Below are 21,045 nucleotides of genomic sequence, written 5' to 3' on the forward strand. Positions count from 1 at the left end.
TGAAACTCCTCCAAAAATCGATCGGAGGAATTCAAACTTCCACTCAGAAGCTGTGGATCGCAAATAGCGCAGGGCAACGTCGTTGGGCGACGTATTGCATTTGAGGGATGAAACCGGCTGGCGAATCTGAACGACGGGGAGAATGCCCCCGTCTCGATCAACGTCACGCAGTGCCCGAAACCGCGATGCCCGTATGCCGGAACGAATCCGACTCCTGCACCATCGCGGTGCCAGCGCCCGACGGATTGAAGGCCGCCATGGCGCCCACCAGCGCCTGAGCCTGTACGTTCGTCAGCACCGTCCCGTCGTTGAAGCGGAATTCCTCGACTCGGTTGTTGGCGCTCAGGTACCAGTCCTGGATCGTCAGCGCCTCGTTGGTGCTCTTGATCGTCGCCACCAGGGCGTTGCCGCTCTGCGTGAAGCGGATGTCGGCCTGGACAATGCCCGCACTGAATCGCACCACGTCCTTGACGTTGGCGGTGGCGTCGCTGTCGATGATCAGGTCTGAGCCGTAGCCCACGCCGTACCAGTAGGTGTCGGCACCCGCCCCGCCCTTGAGCGTGTCGTTGCCGGCCTTGCCGTCCAGGGTGTCGGCGCCATCGTTGCCAGTCAGCGTGTTGTTGCCAGCGTTGCCGATCATCACGTTGGCCCCGCTGCTGCCGGTGCCGTCGATGTTGCCGGTCCCAATCAAGGTCAAGTTCTCGACGTTGGCGGCCAGGCTGGGCAGCGTGACCGAGGTCATGATGGTGTCGGTCCCACCTCCCGAGGCTTCGGTGACGACATCGGCGGTGGAGTCCACGTAGAACGTGTCGTTGCCCGCGCCACCCGTCAGCGTGTCGTTGCCCGCACCGCCATCCAGCGTGTCATCGCCGTCGGCGCCGTTGAGGCTGTTCGCACCGCTGTTGCCCGTCATGACGTTGGCTCCGGTGTTCCCCAGCGCCGTGAGGTTGGAGGACCCCGTCAGCGTCACGTTCTCAACGTTGGTGGCCAGGGCCGTCGTCAGCGAGACGGACGACATGATGGTGTCCGTGCCGCCCCCAGAGGCCTCGGTCACGACGTCAGTCGTGGCGTCGACATAGAAGGTGTCGTTGCCGTTGCCACCGACCATCGTGTCGTTGCCCGCACCGCCGTTCAGCGTGTCGTCACCGTCGCCGCCACTCAGGTTGTTCGCGCCGCTGTTGCCGGTCAGCACATTGGCCAGCGTGTTGCCCGTGGCGTTGATGTTGGACGTACCCGTCAACGTCACGTTCTCGACGTTGGCGACCAAGGTGGTCAGGGTCACGCCGATCTGGATCGTGTCAGTTCCCTCACCAGCGACCTCCGTCGCGACATCGGTCGCCACATCGAACACGTAGATGTCATTGCCCGCGCCACCGATCATGGTGTCGTTGCCGGCCTTGCCGTCCAGCGTGTTGTCGCCCGCGTTGCCGCGCAGCGTGTTGGCCACGCCGTTGCCGGTCGCGTTGATGGCAGCGGTGCCCGTGAGGGTCAGGTTCTCCACCTCGGCAGCCAGCGTGTAGGTGGCGCTCGCCTCGACGGTGTCCGTGCCGCCGCTGGCGGCCTCGGTCACGACGTCGGCCGTGTTGTCCACAACGTAGGTGTCGTTGCCTGCGCCGCCCACCATGGTGTCGATTCCAGCACCGCCGTCCAGTCTGTTGGCGCCGCTGTTGCCGGTCAGCGTGTTGGCCGCTGCATTGCCTGTGCCATTGATCGCCGCAGTCGTCGTCAGCGTGAGGTTCTCCAATTCGGCGCCCAGCGTCCAGGTGATGCTGGATTCCACGGCATCGGTGCCACCCGCAGCCAGCTCGGTGATGACGTCGCCGGCGTTGTCCACCACGTAAGTGTCGTTGCCTGCGCCGCCGACCATCGTGTCCACACCTGCACCACCATCGATGCGGTTCGCACCGCTGTTGCCGGTGAGAACGTTCCCCAGTGCATTGCCCGTGGCGTTGATGGCGCTGGAGCCGGTGAGCGTCAAGTTCTCCACGTTGGCCGACGACAGAGTGTAGGTCGCCGACGAGCTGACGCTGTCGATGCCTTCACCCGCTGCTTCGGTGATGACATCTGTGGTGGCATCGACGATGTAGCTGTCGTCGCCCTTGCCGCCCACCAGCGAGTCGGTGCCGGCACCGCCGTTCAGCGTGTCGTTGCCATCACCACCGTTGAGCGTATTGGCACCGCTGCCTCCGACGAGCATGTTGTTCAGCGCGTTGCCGGTACCGTTGATGGCGGTGGAAGCCGTGAGCGTCAGGTTCTCCACCTCAGCGCTCAACGTGTACGTGACACTGGACTCCACGCTGTCGGTGCCGTCGCCAGGCATTTCGATGATGGCATCAGCACCGTTATCCACGACGTAGACGTCGTTGCCGGCGTCACCGATCAGAGTGTCGACACCGGAGCCGCCGTCCAGGCGGTTGTTGCCGCCGTTGCCGACCAGCTGATTGGGCATGGAGTTGCCGGTCCCGTTGATATTGGCTGAACCCGTCAGCGTCAAGTGCTCGACATTGGTGGGAAGCGTATATGTCGCAGACGACGTGACGCTGTCCGTACCCTCACCCGAAGCCTCGGTGATGACATCAGCCGTCACGTCGACCACATAGGAATCGTCACCTGCACCGCCGATCAGCGTGTCGGTGCCTGCTCCGCCGTCCAGCATGTCAGAACCGCCCAGGCCGGTGAGCCGATCGTTGCCTTCTAGGCCAAACATCTTGTCGTGGCCTGTGCCACCTGTCAGGGTGTCAGCTCCCGAAGTACCACTGATGGTCGACATCTGCTCCCACACGACATTGATATCCCAGGTTGTGCCGTCGGCAAACCGGATCAGCCTCAATGGCGCGTTGTAGTTGAGATATCCCGTGACCAGGATGGCGTCTGTTGTGCCATTGATGGCAAAGCGCACGTCGACGCTTCCACTCCTGGAGACAGTGACGTCGCTTGGCAAAATGCCTGCGGCGAACTGAAGCTCATCGGAGCTGCCATCGCTGAAGGTATTGATGATCGTGTCAGAGCCGTCGCCACGCGCGAAGCGATAGATGTCATTGCCGAGTTGGCCATCAAGGTTGTCGTTTCCGGCGCTCCCCTCAAGGATGTCCAATCCATCCCCACCGCGGAGAGTGTCGTTACCAGCCAGGCCAGACAACGAGTCGTTGCCAATCCCGCCATCGAGGCTGTCAGCGCCAGACGTGCCGATCAACGTGTCGTTGCCGGCGTCACCGTAGCCAACTGAGCCGCTCAAGCTGTCATTGCCATCTCCACCCGCCAGTTGGTCATTGCCGCCTTCACCCAGAAGAGTGTCGTCACCAGCACCGCCGGAAAGATGGTCGTCGCCAAGACCACCCCGAAGCTCGTCGGAATCCTCTTCACCGTACAGCCAGTCATCGCCAGCACCACCCAAGAGTGTGTCGTTGCCAAGACCACCGTTTGCCTGATTGCTGTAGCCTGCAGCGGCGCCCTTGACGTCAATGCGATCGTTGCCTGCTCCGCCGGTGATGGTGTCCGCGTCGGCGCCGCCGATCAGCGTGTCGTTTCCGTCGCCGCCGTAGACCTTGCCAAAGCCGTCGCCGCCATCGACATAGTCGTCCCCACCGCCCGCCAGGATGGTGTCGTCACCTGCCAGGCCAACCAGCGAGTCGGCCAGGTTGGTACCGATCAGGAAATCAGCATCCACCGTGGCGGGGCCATGACCGCCGGTTACCGCCAACGATGCATATTCAGTCGCACTGACGCTCGTGCCATCGTCGAACAATAAGGAGATGCCACGGGACGCGTTCTCGATCGTGATCTTGTCCGTGCCATTGCCGAAGCTAAGGACATGGCTGGAGCCTTCGACGCTGATATTGAGATCGAGAAGTGTCCAACCACCCACTAGGACGCTGATTGCCCGGCTGCCCTTGATCAAGTCCGCACCGTCTCCATTGTTGAAGCGGACGGCGCCACTGCCGGGACCATACAGAGACCAGTAATAGTCGACCTGAATCGTGTCGTTACCCCTTCCGCCCACCAGCAGATCTCCGCCTGAGCGGGAAATCAAGTAGTCGTCCCCATCGCCGCCCTTCAGCACATCGGAGTTCTCCTCCAGCATGACGGCGCCAGTCTCCGAGGTCGGCAGCTGGTCAGCCAGGAAGTCGTTTCCGGATCCACCATCTATGGTGTTACCTCGGCCGTTACCCACCAGGGTGTCGTTGGCGGCGCCGCCAAGCAACGTAGAAGCGCCCATGTTGAAGCCGAGGGAAAGCGCCTCGACATTCGTGTAGCTTGTGATTTGATAGCTACCCAAGGCGCCGGTGGACAGCATCGCGGTGTCGTTGCCCTCACCTGCACGTTCTACCAGTGTGTCTCCAGCACCTAGCACGTAGGTATCGTCGCCCAGTCCGCCGGTCAGGAGGTTTGCGCCACTGCTGCTGCTTCCATCAAGGACATTTCCTGCCGCGTTGCCAGTCCCCGTGACGGGCGCGCCACCGGTGAGGGTCAAGTTCTCAAAACCAGCGGCCAAGGTCCAACTGAGATTCGTTTCGATGGTGTCGATAGCAACAGCTGAGCCTGAGGTCAGCACATCATTGATGTCATCCACGACAAACACGTTGTTGGTCTGACCGCCAAGTACCGTGTCCGCTCCCGCCCCGCCGTCCAGTCGAGTCCAGTGATTCATTGCCGACGCATCGATCACGTTGCCCAGCGAATTGCCAGTGAAGACATCCCGGATGTAAGTGTTCTGCGGCTGCTGTCTAAAAGAGACCATCGCATCCTGCAGCACCAAGTTTTCTACCTGTGCGGGCAAGGTGTAGTCGTTGGTGTTGACGAATACCGTGTCCACACCTTCTCCGGCGTTCTCAACGACGGTAACCGCGGACAGCGTCTTGTCCTGTGTGTTGAACGTACCGACGCGGATGTCGTAGTAGTCGTTGCCCGCGCCGCCCCTCAAAGTGTCCGCACCAACCGAGCTGGTGATCTTGTTGTCGCCCGCGTTGCCGACGATGACGTTGTTGAGTGAGTTGCCTCGAGCCCAGAGATTCAGCAGCCCCGTGAGCGTCAGGTTCTCGACGTTGTCAGGCAGCATGTAGGACGTCGAGCTGGTCACCGTATCAGTGCCTTGGTTGGCACCTTCAACAATGGTGTCCCAGGTGTAGTCCACCGCAAAACTGTCGTTGCCAGAAGTGCCGGTGAAGTTGTTGGCTACTCCAGCACCAGAAACGTGGGAGTCGATGTATGCCTGATCCCAGATCGTTCCGTTGGCGAAAACCACAGATTCGATCTTCTGGCCCGAAGCTCCGACGCTGAAATGCCCTGCCACTCGCAACTGAATACGACCGGCATCGAGCACGATGACCAGGTCGTCGCTGTCGTTGTAGAGAGTAACGTTCGCAGTGGTGATGCCTGAGTCCAGCAGGACCCGGTCCGTGCCACTCGTCTCGTTGACGGTGTCTGAGTCGGACCGGCGGCCGAAGACGTAGGTGTCGTTACCATGGCCGCCGAACATGGTGTCGTTGCCAGATCCGCCGTCGATGACGTCATCACCACCCAGCGCCGCCCAATGGTCGTCGCCGTACAGGGAGTCCGAGCCAGCGCCGCCGACCACCGTGTCATTGCCCGCGTCGCCATACAGGGAGTCATCGCCCTGGCCACCATCGAGAAGGTCATTTCCTCCTTGAGCATTGACCAGATCATTGCCACCCTTGGCATTGATGGTCTCGTCCCAGGCGAAGCCGTACATGCCAAAGTCAGCGCCCTCAGTCAAGTGATTGATTTCGGCGCGAGCTACCACATCGCTGAACGACCAGACAGTGCCGTCGCGGAACTTGATCTGTTCTACGCGATTCTCTGGCGACGCGTTGAAATAACCCGTGACCAGGATCGTCGGAGGGCTAAGGAAGCCCGTCGCCAGAGCAAGTCTCAGTGACGAGTCGCCCACATTGCTTCGCACTCTCACGTCGGCAGCTGTCACTCCGACCGGAAGCAGCAAAGTGTCAGCGCCGCTCACGTCCGTGATCGTCGGCACGACGCTGCCGGCTCCCCAGGCGTCAACCACATAGCTGTCGTCGCCAGCGCCGCCGACCATGGTCTCGCCGTTGATCAGCAGGTCATTGCCGTCGTTGCCAGTCAGACTGTCTTGGCCATCGCCACCGTTCAGCGTATCGCTGCCGGCCCCACCGACCAAGGTGTCATGCCCGTTTCCACCCGACATGGAACTGCCCCATGGTCGTGCGATCAGCGAGTCGTTGCCATTTGTCCCGCTGAATAGAGCTTGCTCAAAGTCGGCACCGGTGAATGTGGCCCCATCTGCAAACTCAAAGCGCACGCTCGACAAGTCAGCTTGATTCGGCGTGTTGGCCAGATAGCCGCCGAGCCTGAAACTGTCAGTCGTGCCACTGATAGTCGCTATCAGGTCACCCGAACTACTGGTCCAAACGATGTCCGATGCAGCTACGCCCGCCCGGAACCGAACAGTGACTGTCCGATAGACGTCCAGTGTGAAAGACAAGGAATCGCTGCCATCGCCACGGCCGAACGTATATACGTCGTTGCCGTAGCTGCCAATCATGTAGTCATCGCCAGCACCGCCACTGATGGTGTCATCGCCGCCGCCGCCGTCAATTTGATCGTTGCCCTCGCCCCCGTTCAACACATCGTTGTCATTGCCGCCCAAGATGTAGTCGCGGCCGGCATCACCGTTCAACGTATCAGCGCCATCGCCCCCCTCAAGGGCGTCATTGCCGGCGCCACCGCTGAGCTGGTCGGCTCCACCCCTGCCGTACAGATTGTCATCGCCACCAAGGCCATCAACCGTCTCTCCAGTCTCATTGCCGCTGAAGTAGTCATTGCCCTCGGTCATCGGCTGAACGGTGGCGGCCTGTATGCCCGCTGAATCCAACACCGTTCCATCATCGAACGTGATGCGCTCAATTGGCCGGGTACCGAAGTGCTGCTTGACCAGGATCTGGTCGCCGCTGAATTTGGACTGGACCAGCAGATCTCCCGCCGCCGTCCGAATGATCACGACCTGGGACGACGTGAGGCCGCCGGTCACCTTGATCGTGTCGACATACATCGAGTTCCCCGAAGACGACTCATTGATGATGTCCTTGCCAGCACCCAATCCCCATTCGTAGGTGTCGGATCCCGTCCCGCCTTGTAGCGAGTCATCCCCCAAACCGCCCGACAAGAAGTCGTCGCCGACGCCACCGTCGATGGTGTCGTTCCCTGCGCCACCAAACACCGCGTCGGCACCGTCGTTGCCCCGCAGCACGTTGGCGAGGTCATTACCTGTCAGCGTGTCATTGCCATAACCGCCATACCCGCCCTCGATTTGGGTTCCGAAACCGACAAAGGCCTGGTTCTCAGCGAGGATGCTTTCGGCCTTCGTGCCCTTGAAGATCCAGGAGCCCGGCGTCAGGTTGATGTTGACGTCGATCGTCTCCGAGCTGGCATCAACAGAGTCAACGCCAGAGCTGTCCTGAATCCAACGCTCACTGATGGTGTGAACGTTGCTTCCCGCGCCGATGGTGGTGGACACGCCATACAGATATTGCAACGCGGCGACGTCGAACGCAGCCAACTGTGTTGCATATGCACCCGACGACGTGTACGACATGACAGTGTTGGCCGTCGAGTTCTCGGCGTTCGGCAGCACCGGCGGCTCGAACGGATGCTTGAGGCCCAGCGCATGGCCGATCTCGTGCAGCAGCACTTCGAAGCCTTCATGACCCGCACTTAGCGAGTCGCGCGTCACGAACTCATTGAATTCGGTTTGGCGCAAAGCGGAGTACAGCTCACTGTTCAGATGGATCTCGCCTGTCGCAGGACGGGCATAGCCCGCCGCACCACCATGGCCATCGGACTCAAGGTCATCCAGGTGGAAAGTCAGGTCTGCAGCTGCACCGTCCGCGGCCTCCGTGAACGTCAGATTCAGTACTGCGCTGAAGCGGGATAGAGCGTCGCGCACTGCCTGCTTCTGAGATTCGCTGAACAGATGGAAGCCGGTGACTTCCGGGAAGAAGGAATTGGCGAACGAGAAGCTGAGCGCATGCTTTCCTGCGGATCGAACCTGTTCGCGCAGCAGCAGCGCGTTGACGAAGTAGGTCGATTCGAGGCCCGCAAACGGATCTGGCGTCGGCGCGACGACTGGCGGCGGTGCCATTGCCAGGATTTCGCTAGTGCCCCAGACCGTGCCGTCTTCGAAGCGGATCTCCGCCACGGGCGGCTGGGCTTCGGTGGACTCTTCCTCACCCTCGTCGGAACCCGGTGATCCGAGACTAAACGCGCTGGCGCTGTAGTAGCCCGTCACCGTCACCTGGTCGCTGGTGCCGTACTTGATGATGAGATCTTGGCCGGAGCGCTCAAGCTTGCGGACATCCCCGCTCGTGAACTTGAAGACGATGGTGTTGCGCGAACCGCCAGCCCCGTCGTCATGCACGACGTCTTGGCCATCGCCCTTGGCGAACACATACATGTCGCTCTTGCCGCCACCAACCAGCTTGTCGTTGCCCGTGCCACCTTCAAGGATGTCGGCACCGTCCTTGGACCCGGCGCCGTCACCATACAGCGTGTCATTGCCGTCCCCTCCGCGCACATTGTCTTGACCGGTATCGCCGAACACGACGTCGTTGTCTGCGCCGCCATCCACGATGTCGTCGTCATCGTCGCCATGGATGGTGTCGTTCCCGGCACCACCCAGGAGGATGTCGCCACCTTCGTCACCGTCCAGCCGATCCTTGTCCGCGCCACCATCGAGGTAGTCGCCGCCTTTACCACCCGACAAGGTGTCCTGACCCGCTTCTCCGAAAGCATGGTCGTCGCCTTCACTGGCAAACACGATGTCGGCGTCATCCCCACCGAAAAGGTAGTCATCGCCAAAGTCGCCCCAGATGGAATCGTTGCCCTTTCCACCCTGGATGTAGTCGCCCCCCATTTGGGATCGATCGACACCGACGGGGTAGTCTTTGGTGCCCTCTAGCCATGGAGCATCGCCGACCAACTTGTCGGCACCATCGCCACCGAACAGCACATCGGCACCCAGGCCGCCGAACAGGGTGTCGTCCTTGTCGCCACCGTCCAGGAAGTCACGACCTCCGCCGCCCGAGACTTCGTCCTTGCCATCGCCGCCATACAGCTCGTCATCGCCCTCATAGCCAACCAGAAGGTCGTTGTCCTCTTCCCCATAGAGCTTGTCGTTGTCGTTTGCGCCGTAGACAACGTCATCACCGACACCGCCATGGAGGCGCGCACCTTCAGCATTGGTTCCTGGCTTCAGCATGTTGCCGGCGTAGCCATAGTCAAGGATGTAGGTTTTGGCCTGACCAAAACTGGCGCTGGGAGCTGTGGAGTAGCTTCCATCCCTCCGCACGAATTCGGGATCGCCGAGCTTCAACGTGATGTTGAGCGCTGGCTCGAGGCTGGGATTGGGCTGAGTTGCGTTCTGCCACCACAAGCGGCTGCTTTCCGCATTGATCGTGCAGACCGTTGCGTTGAACGAGATGTCGAATGCAGCCCATTCCGGGTGCGCAATGGCGCGCTGCTGTCCGCTCACGACATACTTGAACTGCTTCGTTGTATCGTCATCCCAATAGAAGCCAGTATTCTGTGCTTCCCAGTAGACGACCGCTTCACCTGTGGAAGTCCTGGTGCCCATGCTCATGGTGAACGCACCACCGGCGCGCAGGATGTCGTTGCCGATTCCACCGTAGGCAACGTCCTTACCTTCACCGGTGATGATGAAGTCGGTGCCATCGCCGCCTTCAAGCCAGTCGTCGCCAGCGTCTCCGTCCAGGATGTCATTGCCAGTCCCGCCGACAAGAACACTGTTCCCTGCCAAGCCGTACAGAAGGTCATTGCCTTGGCCACCATCGAGGGCGTCACCTTCGGCAACATCCACAAAGTTGTTGTCCAGCCGAGTCACCGGATTCGTCAAGGCCACACCGGGACGAGTACGCGCAGACTCGTCGCCAGAGAGCGAGATGCCATATTGGCCAGGCTGCCAGTTCTGAAGATAGATGGTGTTGAGCTTGTCGCCGGTCTTGCCAATCGCAAGCGTGGTGGCGCCGCCAAGGTCGTACTTGCGAATCTCCACGTTGCCTGACACCCAGGCCATCTTGGCGGCGTCGTACGTTGCGGCGCCAATACTGCCAGCCGAGAAGCGCAACGAATTGCTGCCCTGGCTGTCCTCCAGCAAGTCAACCCCGAAGTCATCGGCGTCGTAGATGTAGGAGTCGCTGCCTGCGCCGCCCTTCAGGTAGTCGGCACCTTTGCCACCGGTGAGGTCGTCATTGCCGCCACCTGCGTCGATGAAGTCGGCGTCGTCGCCACCCTTGGCGATGTCGTAGCCGTCACCACCCTTGATCGAATCGTTGCCGCTGCCGCCATCCAGGGAGTTGTTGCCCTGACCGCCGATCAGGATGTCGTTGTTGGCGCCACCATCGAGCAACGCCGTACCGGTTCCACCCTTGATCTCGAGGACGTCATTCCCCGCCTCTCCCTTGAGCGTATTGGTCTCGAGGCCCCCCTCATCGAAGAGGTAGTCGTTGTCGGCCCCTCCTACGAGAGTATCCGTACCTGCGCCGCCGTTCAGGACGTCGTTGCCGGCGTCGCCTTGCAATGAATCATTGCCCGCCCCGCCGAAGATGATGTCGTCGCTGGCTTCACCGAACAGTTGATCCGATCCGGACTCGCCGCGAAGCAAATCCTGGTTCGATCCGCCATAGATCTCATCGTTGCCCTCACCGCCTCGCAGGGTGTCGCGGCCAGCGTCACCTTTCAGCAGGTCGGCCCCAGCATTACCTTCGATGCAGTCGTGACCGGCTGCACCCGCGATGGTGTCTTTGCCCCCGCCACCGTAAAGGCGGTCGTCGTCGCCTTCACCTTTCAAGCCCTCGTCCTTGGAGGAACCGAACACAACTTGATGATCATGCAAGCTCAGACCGCTGCCATCAATTGCGAGCGTGAGTGGCGAATTGCCGGCGAGGCGCTTTTTCTCATCAACGAAGTCCCAATTGCCCTTCGTTGTGGCACTGTCCCAATCTTCATTATAGGGTTTCGGACCATCGAACGATACGCCGTCATCGTCATCCGACATACCGCGATCAAACCGAATCTTCCACATGAGCATCGCAGCACGGTCCTTAAGGTACTCCTCGGACATTGCACCGACCTCCGTCGCGGGGTCAAACAGGTCAAGACTCTTATCTTGGTTAAATTCAGAATAATTCAACCCTTCAATGGCAAAACCATTAAGCTCGCGCAGAGCGTAGCGCCACGCAATGCTCGTTTTCGCGAGGTCAACAATATCCTCTCGCGTGTATGCAAGGTTGAGCGAGCTTCGAACGATAGTTGCATTCTGCTCCAGCGCCTTGGCGATCAAATCTGGCGGGGGATCATCTGAAACAGTCCAAGTCGCGCCAAATACAAGATTTCGCAACTTATCCAATGCATCAATTCTACCATTTTGATCGCGATCCTTCAAATATTCTGCAAAAGCCTTTCCCGCATCCGACCCAAAGAATCCTCCTATCAGGCCCGCTCCAAGAACTATTGCTCCACCCAATGGGGCGCTAATGGTAATACCCACGGCCGCAGCAACTGCAACAGCCAGAGTGCCGAAAGACACTCCGACAAGCTGGCCGATTTCAGAGCCTGCCATATCGGCGGCCCATTCTGTCATAATATCTTTTGCGCGCTCTGAATCACCACTCGATTCCGCGTCCGCAGCTTGTGCGCTAGCAACGCCAAAGGAAAGCAGCCCTCCAAGTAGACCAAGTCCTTTGGCGACCTTCAAGACCGCTTGCCCACCCTGCCTAACTAGGCCGGTATGGGTTTCTACATGCAAATCGGCAAACGCCTTAAATGCACGCGTTCTTTCAGGATCAGCCAATAAATGGTCGTTCCAGGCTTTTAGCCGATCCAAGTGCGTTCTAAGGAAAATTTCCTCATGAAGATTGGCCGTCAAAAAATCGCCCTTGGATACATTGACGACAGTGCCCCCCGCATCTCGGACGGCAGTCAATCCGCTTACAACGATATTCCTCTCACTCGCCAGCTTCAATCCACCTAGCAATTCGGTTGTATCCGGCGGTATTCTGCCGGCGCCAGGATACATTGCCTTTAAAGCTGAAACCTCGTACCCCTCAATCTTCGTAACCAAAGGGTTTTTCAACAGTTCCGGCAACTCTGCAACGTTGAAAATTCTTGTTGGCGCAGCACTTGAAGCCAGGAGGCGTACCTCCCCAGATGTAGCGGCGGCGAAGTTCTTCGATGCAGCTGCCCACGGCCCGCTATTAATATCGGTCGCAAAAACCCAATCAGTCGCAGCATGTCGACCTAGGGTGCCGTCAATGAAGGCTCTAAGATCGTTGCCGGTCAACCCAGAAGCCTCACCAGCAGCAGTCAGAAACTCCTTGGTAAGAAGGAATTTACCGACCGCAGTTTTATCAATAACGCGGATGTCTTCGCCCGCATCCACCATTTTGGCAACAACTGCAGTTGCACTGCTGCCGTCTGGCAAGCTGCCACCGTATAAAACTGTTATCGAGCCAGAAGCTTCAACAGAGACTTGCTTTACAAGATCAACTAGTGCCTCCGGAGTCCTTGGAGTAGTTCTGAGCAGCGACAGAGCATCATCAAGCGAGTAAGACATATGTTCAGCAATTCGAGTTATCAGTCTTCAAGGTCGAGGTGGTATGACTTGGCAGGAACCAATAGACCCGCCACTCCGTAAACCGAAAGCGCCCGCTTTAGGTCCTCAACAATTTGGGGTCTCGCCGCAGTGAGTTCGGCACTCATTCCCCCTATGTGCAGAATCTTCTTGCGAGCGCGCACGTTGTCGTTGGCATCGCTTTCTGTATTAATGTTCTTGATGTGTACATCGAGCAATTGGCCCCGCCATTGAAATGCCCAAAAATTCTCATCCCGCGCACCCTCTGGGCCATATGCCGCCCGAAAAACCAGAAACATGCCCTCATCTCTATCCACCGTCCACTGCGAGCTTCCAGCACGATAGAAGTTGGAATCATCTACGATTCCATACTTAACCTTATCCGATGCTGGGATGTGTTCGTTCACGAATGCCACAATAATCTCCTGCCTCAAAATTCAATTAATAATATGCGCGAAGCATATTTTTGCCACAACAGATGCGCGAAAGCATGTCAATTCCGCCTTGAATTCCATATGCATTCCGAACAGAGGTTTGAGCGCGCTCCCGAAGCGCGTCCCTCGCACCCTCAGAAAGGGTCATCCCATCAATCATTGCAGATGCAATAGCCGAAGAATCAAGGGGACTGACATATCGTCCGTTAATTCCATCAACCAGCACCTCTCTGACAGGTGATGTATCTGCACCAAGTACGACGCAACCCGTTGCCATTGCTTCCAGCAACGACCAACTCAAAACGAATGGGTATGTCAGGTAGGCATGGATTGAAGACACCTGCAAAATTCGCTTGTACCCTTCATATGGCAACTTGCCAACAAAATGCGTCCGGGCCGGATCTAGACGAGAACCAACCTCTCTAAGCATCTTTTCTCGCCAGTGCTTTGCACCTTCGGGCTTGCGTCCATAGCTGACGTCGTCACCGCCAACGATGACAACTTCGGCAGTCTTGTGTTCCTTCTGGATGGCCGGCAGCGCACGCATGAACTGATGAAACCCGCGATAAGGCTCAAGGTTCCGCGCGACGTAGGTGATAACGGGATCACCGGCCTTGAGCACGGCTCCGTTGGGCAACTTGATAGCGGCGTTGGGATTCGGTCCGAGATTTTCGGTATCGACACCTTCATGAGCGACGGTGATCTTGTCCAGATAGGCCTTGGGGTGCTGGGCCTTCTGCCAGTGCGTCGGACTGATCGCCGCGTCGCAGTTCTCAAGGTTCAGCAGATGCAGCGCATTCCATGCGCGAATGCGCGCGCGATCGTCGAACGTCACCGGGAACTCTGGATCGAAGCCGATGTCCGCCCCCCGCCAGTTCGGATCGAGACCGTTGCCTTCCGCCGGCGCGTTGTAGAACCACTCGCAGAAGTGCACCAAGCGCACATCGGGGAACACATCCTTGGCGTTGAGCGTCTCGCCCCACCCTGGGTGAGCCAAGATGATGTCGGGAGTGAAGCCCTTTGCTTTGAGCCCGAGCAGCACGCGCGCGACCGCCTGACCGTGCAGCACCGCGTCTTCCATACGGCGCAGGTAGTGGTGCTGAGCTTCGTGCACGCCCCGGTGCGGCTTGTAGCGAATCAGGGTGAGCCGGCCGGACTTCTCCAGCTCAGGCATGCCAGGCGCGGTATCGCGCCCGATGCCGATGACCTGCCAGCCCGGCCGTTCTGACCAAGCCTTCGCGACGTGCCTGAACTGACCAGGGAAGTTCTGATGAATGATGAGCACGCGCATGCTCAACGCTCCTTGAGGCTTTCGTCCATGTGCTGCTGCACAGGACTGAGCAAGTAGTCGATGACCCGCCGCTTGCCGGTCTTGATCTCCGCCGTGAGGTTCATGCCAGGCGCGAGCTTGATGCGCTTGCCATCAACATTGATCGTCGATTGGCTCAGCACCAGACTGGCCGGAAAGATCGCCCCGCGCTTGTCGTCCTGCACCGCATCCGCGGTGATGCTTTCGACGCTGGCCTGCACCGTGCCGTAACGCGTGAACGGAAAGGTCTCAAGCTTGATCGTGGCCTCTTGCCCCTGGCGCACGAAACCCACGTCCTTGTTCTCCAGCACGACTTCGGCGGTGACCTCGGCGTCATCGGGTACCAGAATGAGAAGAACCTGCGCAGGAGTGACAACCCCGCCAGACGTATGCACAGCTAGCTGCTGGACAGTGCCGGCTACCGAGGCAGTCAGTCGGGTCAGCTCGTTGCGCTTGTTGGCCTTAGCACCCTCTTCCGCCAGTTGTCGTGATTTGAGGCCAGCCTGGGCCTCCCGGTCCTGCAGCGTTCTGAGCGTCTCCGCGCGATAGGCGTTGAGGCCCTGTTCAGCCTCCACGAGAGCTGCCTTGACTTCCATCAGGCGCGCCTGCGCTGTGGCGAGATCACGCTCCAGCTCGATGCGCTCGCGCGTGCGGTCCTGTCCGGCATGGTTGGCAATGAAGCCTTGCTCGGTCAGCGACTTGAAATCCTTCTCGCGCTGCTGGGCCAGAGGCAGAGTTGTCTGCAGCTTGCCAACGAGCTGATCGGCGGTGGCAATCTCGGCCTTTCGTCGAGCAACCTCCGCGGCGTACTTGGCCAGCTTCGCGCTGATATCCGCCCACTCACCTTGCAGCTGAATCTGGGCTCCGGCTCGATCCGCATCGGTCAGGTCCTTCAAGCCCGCGACGGGCAAAGAAGGCACGCCGCCCAGACGAAGAGATGCGAGCAGGGCCTGGGACCGCAGCCCTTCCGACCTGGTCGCGCTGCGTTCCTCGGCCACGCGCGTGCTGTCCGCAGCGGTGAGCGTGCTGTCGAGCTCGACAAGCAGGTCGCCAGCCTTGACCTTGTCGCCGTCCTTGACGTGGATCGCCTTGACAACGCTGGTCTCGAGCGGCTGCACCGTCTTGCTGCGCTGGCTGACAACGACACGACCTTGGGCCACGGCGACGATGTCGATCTGGCCAAAGCAGGCCCAGAGCAGCGCGATGGTGAACAGCGCGCAGATGGCGATGATGGCGCGACGCGGCGCCGGATGGGGCGGCGTCTCCTGCAATGCAATGGCGGCTGGCAAGAACGCTTGCTCGTCCAGCATCCGCTTCGGCCCAGCCAGCTCATCGCGACGATCCCAGGCCGCCTTGAAGATGGCCCGGTAGCGGCCGAGCAATTCCATGGTTGGGTGGCGTGGCGCTTCCTGCGCTGCTGAAACAGTATTGGTCGTGTTCATGAGGCCTCCACGCTGCTGCCGGCCTGCATGCGCCATAGATGGGCATAGAGGCCTTGAGGCTTGGAAATCAGTTCGTCGTGATTGCCCATCTCGACGATGCGCCCCTTGTCCATCGCGATGATCCGATGGGCATGTCGCACGGCACTCAGGCGGTGCGCAATGATGAAGACGGTGCGGCCCTGGCAGATGGCGCGCATGTTCTTCTGGATGATGGCCTCGCTCTCGTAGTCCAGCGCACTGGTGGCTTCGTCGAAGATCAGGATGCGCGGCTGGCTGAAGAGCGCCCGCGCGATCGCGATGCGCTGACGCTGACCGCCTGACAGGCTGCTGCCCTGCTCGCCGACGATGGTGTCGTAGCCTTGGGGCAGTTCAGAGATGAACTCGTGGGCGCCAGCGAGTTTGGCCGCATGGATAACGGTTTCCAGCGGGGCAGCGGGGTCCGCAATGGCGATGTTCTCGCGCACGCTGCGGTTGAACAGCATGTTTTCCTGCAGCACCACGCCGACCTGACGGCGCAGCTGGGCAGCGTCAATCAGTGCAATGTCATGGCCGTCAACTTGGACCCGGCCGCTCTCGGGCACATACAGACGCTGGATCAATTTGGTCAGGGTGCTCTTGCCCGAGCCGCTGCGGCCGACGATGCCGATGATTTCGCCAGGGCGCACATCCAGGCTGACGCCGTGAAGAACCGGCGGGGCATCGGGGCGATAGCGGAAGGTCAGGTTGTCCAGCGTCACGCGACCTTGCAGGCGGGGCAGCGGGCTGGTGCTCTGCGCGGGCAGTTCGGTCCGGGTGTTCAGGATGTCGCCCAATCGCTCCATCGACAGGCCCGTCTGCTGGAAGTCGGTCCACATCTGCGCGATGCGCATGATGGGCTGGGCGACCCGGCCGGCGAACATGTTGAAGGCGACGAACATGCCCACGCTCAGCGTGCCTTCCATGACCAGGTGGGCGCCGTACCAAAGCGTCGCGGCGTTGACGGCCTTGCCGATCAAGTTGATGCCCTCGTGGCCATACTGGGCCAGCGTCTGTGTGCGAAGTGACGCGCTGACGTAGGCGGCCAGCTGCTCGTCCCAGCGGCGAGCCATCTGCGGCTCAAGGGCGCTGGCCTTGACGGTCTGGATGCCGGTCACGGTCTCCACCAGCAGTGACTGGTTCTCCGCACCGCGGGCGAACTTCTCGTTAAGCCGCCCGCGCAGCACGGGCACGATCGCCAGGCTCAGGATCAGGTACAGCGGCAGGGATGCCAGCACGATCAGGGTCAACGGCACGCTGTAGGCGAACATGACCGCGATGAAGATCACCGAGAACAGTACATCCAGCACCAGGGTGAGCGCGTTGCCGGTCAGGAACTGGCGGATGTTTTCGAGCTCGCGAACACGCGCTACCGAGTCACCCACGCGGCGAGCCTGGAAATAGGCCAGCGGCAGGTTCAGCAGGTGACGGAACAGGCGAGCGCCGAGTTCGACGTCAATGCGGCTGGTCGTGTGGCTGAAGACGTAGGAGCGCAAGACGGTCAGCGCGCTCTCGAACACCATGATGACCACCAGGCCGATGACGATGACGTCCAGCGTCGTCACCCCGTGGTGCACCAGAACCTTGTCCATCACCACTTGGAAGAAGAGCGGCGACACCAGCGCGAAGAGCTGCAGGAACAACGACACCAGCAGCACCTCGCCGAGCAACTTGCGGTGCTTGACGATGCTGGGGATGAACCAGGAGAAGTCGAATTTGGCGAGCGAGCCGGCCAGGGAGGCGCGGCTGGTGACAAGGATGAGTTCGCCGCCCCACTGTCCGGCGAAGACCTCCAGTGGTTCGATGGTGGGGCGGGCGGCCTGGGCACCGTCAGCGGCCGTCGCGGACGGATCCATGAAGAGGACGCGCTGCCCATCGCACTGAGCCAGCACGACCACACGACCATCGCTCATGACGGCGAGCGCCGGAAGCGGCACCAACGTCAATCGCTCCGCGGAGCTTTGTGTTGCCTTGGCCTTGAGTCCAATGTGCTTGGCCGCCAGCAGCAGGTCCTGCCGAGTGACGGCATCCGTCTCACCCAGGCCCAACTGATGCCGAAGCGCATGCGGTTCGGCTGCCACATGGTGCAGACGAGCCAAGATGCTCAGCGCTTGGAGGGGATCGGTTGGTGGCGCGGTTGGGGAGTCTCCTTGAACTTCGTGTGTTGCTTCAGATGGCAATGCTTCGCCCGCGGCCGGCTGAAGTGCCGGTCGGCTAACTGACTGATTCATGGGGACGGCGTGCCCGCTCAAGCAGGCTTAACGTTTCTTGACGGGCCGGATTGTCCGGAGAAGACAGGTCATTTCCGCGTAACTAATCCTCGGAGTAAGGGGTGCCTCCACTCAGACGGGCGGGCCGGGAAAGATTCACTCCGACCGCTCCAACCTCCTGTTGATGGGCGCGCATTCGGCGAAAACGTTTACGCGGGGCGCGATTGATCGTGCGCCGCCAATGCGCCGCCGTTTCCTACGCGAGTCTCGGCCCGTGCCCCCAAGCCGCACCACTACCAAGCCTCGTAGTTGGGCGCACGAGTTGGGCGCATCGACAGGTTCAAGCAAGTTTCGGCACGACTGGGAACAGCCAGCACGCGGGGAGCCGGGCAATCCAGTCGCGCGACGTTTCCGGCAATCTCCACTGAGCGCCAGGGCAGCTGCTTGCAACTGCCTCCCACACCCACCTTGGCGGACGCAACAACGTCGACGCGGAGTTTTCCACTGCCAGCCATGGGCGCCACTTGGCGGAAGCTAGCGGATGCATGCGGAGTCCTTGGGACTGTTGCGTGTTGCCTATGTCGCCAGCGTCTAGGCTAAAGCAATGCCTCGGTTTGAATTACCCGCATGCCAACTTGACCTGGAGGACCCACGGCACGCTTCGCCGCCTGCGCACGCTGCCTCGGCCCATCACATAACCCCCTTATGAGAGTCCCGCAACAGGCCGACGATGCGGTTCGAATTACCCGCAGCAGGGTGAGGCCCAGAAGGACCCACGAGAGATGAGAGAGATTGCTCCTACCTACTGTCCCCATGTCCCCGTTTTGTCCCCGCCTCTGTCCCCGTCTGCCTTCTAGCCCTGCCCATCGAACGGGAACCCCGATGGCTATTGGGATTGCTTCCCATAAGCTGGCCGTCATACGCCCTTGCCCCCCGCGTCCCCGATGCAGTTGCGAGTGCAGCCCACGGGGCGGAGGCATTGGGCCGCCGTGTTCAATCTTGGGGCTCCGCTGCTTGGGCTCAACGCGCGAAGGTGATCCCGGCCGCGCCCCACCGCGCGCAGTAAAGAGGGGCCGGCTGGCCGTCCGGCTCGTGGTGAGTGCCGCAGCAGTCAGGCGGCTTGCCCGGCCATAGGCAGCACCTCGGCTCCTTGCCTGAGCCGGTCCAAGTAATCCGCCCATGCGTGCATCATGTGCCGCCGCTGGTCGAGGTACTGCGTGCGGTTGTAGGCCCGCCCCAGGGCATCCGGCACTGCGTGGGCTAGCTGGGCTTCCACCACCTCGGGCGCCACGTTCAGACGCTCGGCCAGCATGGTGCGGGCCATCGCCCGAAAGCCGTGCGCTGTCATCTCGTCATTGCCATAGCCCAGCCGGCGTAGCGCGCTGCGCACGGTGTTCTCGCTCATGCAGCGCTGACGAGAAGTCAGCGCGGGGAACACGTAGCGGCCCTCACCCGTCAGGGCCTGAAGCTCAGTGAGCAGCGCCACGACCTGGCGTGCCAAGGGCACCAGATGCGGCGGGCCGTTCGCTTTGTCCGCCTTCGTTCGCTTCATGACACTGCCCGGCACGGTCAGCATGCCCGCCTCAAGGTCGAGCCAGGCCCACTCCATGTGCCGCAGCTCGCCCGGTCGCAGCAGCAGCAGGGGCGACAGCAGGAGCGCCACCCGCGTCACGGCTTGGCCGCCGTAGCCCACTGCCGCGCGCAGCAGCTTTGCCACCTCGGCCGGCTCGGTCAATGCGGCATGGTGGCGCGTCTGCACCGGGCGCAGGGCGTCTCTCAGGTCCGCCGCTGGGTTGCGCGCGCAGGCCCCCGACGCGATGCCAAAGCGGAACACCTGGCCGCATGCATCCTTGACGCGGTGGGCAGTCTCGATAGCGCCCCGGGCCTCCACCCGCCGCAGCACGGCCAGCAGCTCGGGCGCGTCGATCTCACCCAGCGGGCGCCGGCCGATCCACGGAAAGGCGTCTTGCTCAAGGCGGACGCGAGTCCGGTCATGATGGCCGGCGCTGACCTTTGCGGCGTGGACCGTGGACAGCCACTCACGGGCCACCGCCTCAAAGGAGCCTGCAGGAGGCAGGCCGGCGTCCTCCAGGGCCAGGGCTTTCGCGGCCTCGGCTTGGGCCGCCTTGTCCGCCTTGCGAACGCCGCTGGGATCGGTCCCCCCAGCCACCCGCCGCCGGGCTTCATCGCGCTTGGCGCGGGCCTGAGCTAGCGAGGTATCGGGATAAGTGCCAAGGGACAGCATGCGCTCTTTCCCATCGAGCCAGTACCGAAGGCGCCACCAGCCGGCGCCCGTGGGGCGCACATCGAGCACCAGGCCGGCACCGTCGCTGATCTTTCGGGCCTTCCCGGACTCGGCCGCCACCTTGAGCGCCACCCGGATCGCCTTGTCTGTGAGCAAGTCACTTGCCGCCATGTCACCCCCGAAGTCCGGCATCACACCGGGTAACGCTGCGGAGCATGTTACCCGGTCGATCGCAGTTACCCGGAAAGTTACCCGGTCCGAAGCCGGAAGAGGGCGCACTTACCCGCACGCTGACGCACAAAGAAAAAGGCCTAAGTCGTTGATTGACTTAGGCCTTTTGCACTTCAGCGCACTTCGCTGAACTCTGTAATGGTGGAGCCGGGGGGAATTGAACCCCCGTCCGCAAGCCATCACCGGGCAGATCTACATGCTTAGCCGGCTGATTTGAATCTCACGGTCAACTCGCGCAGTGGCACGCTAGCTTTCCCGCCAGTCACTTGATCTCACGCCCCACCGAGTGACCCGGTCAGACGCCAGCCGATGTGAGTGACTTCTCAGCCTTGCCCCTTGCGGAACTCAGCCCGGCCCATCGGCCTGCCGTTGAGAAGCTCATCCGCAATTAAGCGGCGAGTGCGAACGTAGAGTCGTTTGCAGTTACTTTGTTTCCAGTGGTTTTACGAGCGGACTGGTGCTCGGCATGCCCTACTCCGGATCCGCACCCACGTCGAAACCAGGTCGGCCCCAGAACTG

At 60.9% G+C, this 21,045-nt stretch carries 6 protein-coding genes and 1 other RNA gene; all 7 read right to left on the bottom strand.

The window, feature by feature from the left end; all coding sequences use genetic code 11:
• Positions 1-163: 163 nt before the first annotated feature.
• Positions 164-12,622 (bottom strand): calcium-binding protein, encoded by a 12,459-nt coding sequence (locus AC07OY_RS27275; RefSeq protein WP_495045744.1) that lies wholly within the window; start codon positions 12,620-12,622, stop codon positions 164-166.
• 20 nt (positions 12,623-12,642) lie between these two features.
• A complete protein-coding gene (locus AC07OY_RS27280) occupies positions 12,643-13,047 on the bottom strand; it encodes a hypothetical protein (protein WP_495045745.1) in 405 nt (134 codons plus the stop codon).
• Positions 13,048-13,081: 34 nt separating this feature from the next.
• A complete protein-coding gene (locus tag AC07OY_RS27285) occupies positions 13,082-14,365 on the bottom strand; it encodes a glycosyltransferase family 4 protein (RefSeq protein WP_495045746.1) in 1,284 nt (427 codons plus the stop codon).
• Positions 14,366-14,367: 2 nt separating this feature from the next.
• Positions 14,368-15,825 carry an HlyD family type I secretion periplasmic adaptor subunit gene (locus AC07OY_RS27290; RefSeq protein ID WP_495045748.1) on the bottom strand — a complete coding sequence of 486 codons (1,458 nt, stop codon included), beginning with the start codon at positions 15,823-15,825 and terminating at the stop codon, positions 14,368-14,370.
• Complete coding sequence (locus tag AC07OY_RS27295; protein ID WP_495045749.1) at positions 15,822-18,071, bottom strand: type I secretion system permease/ATPase; 2,250 nt, start codon at positions 18,069-18,071, stop codon at positions 15,822-15,824. Before AC07OY_RS27295 ends, AC07OY_RS27290 begins: the two co-directional genes overlap by 4 nt.
• A gap of 1,090 nt (positions 18,072-19,161) precedes the next feature.
• Positions 19,162-20,451, bottom strand: coding sequence for a tyrosine-type recombinase/integrase (locus tag AC07OY_RS27300; RefSeq protein ID WP_495045750.1), 1,290 nt, complete (start codon positions 20,449-20,451; stop codon positions 19,162-19,164).
• 214 nt (positions 20,452-20,665) lie between these two features.
• Positions 20,666-21,038: a transfer-messenger RNA gene (gene ssrA, locus AC07OY_RS27305) on the bottom strand.
• Positions 21,039-21,045 lie beyond the last annotated feature (7 nt).

Source organism: Roseateles sp. GW821-FHT09H10, from assembly GCF_059415865.1.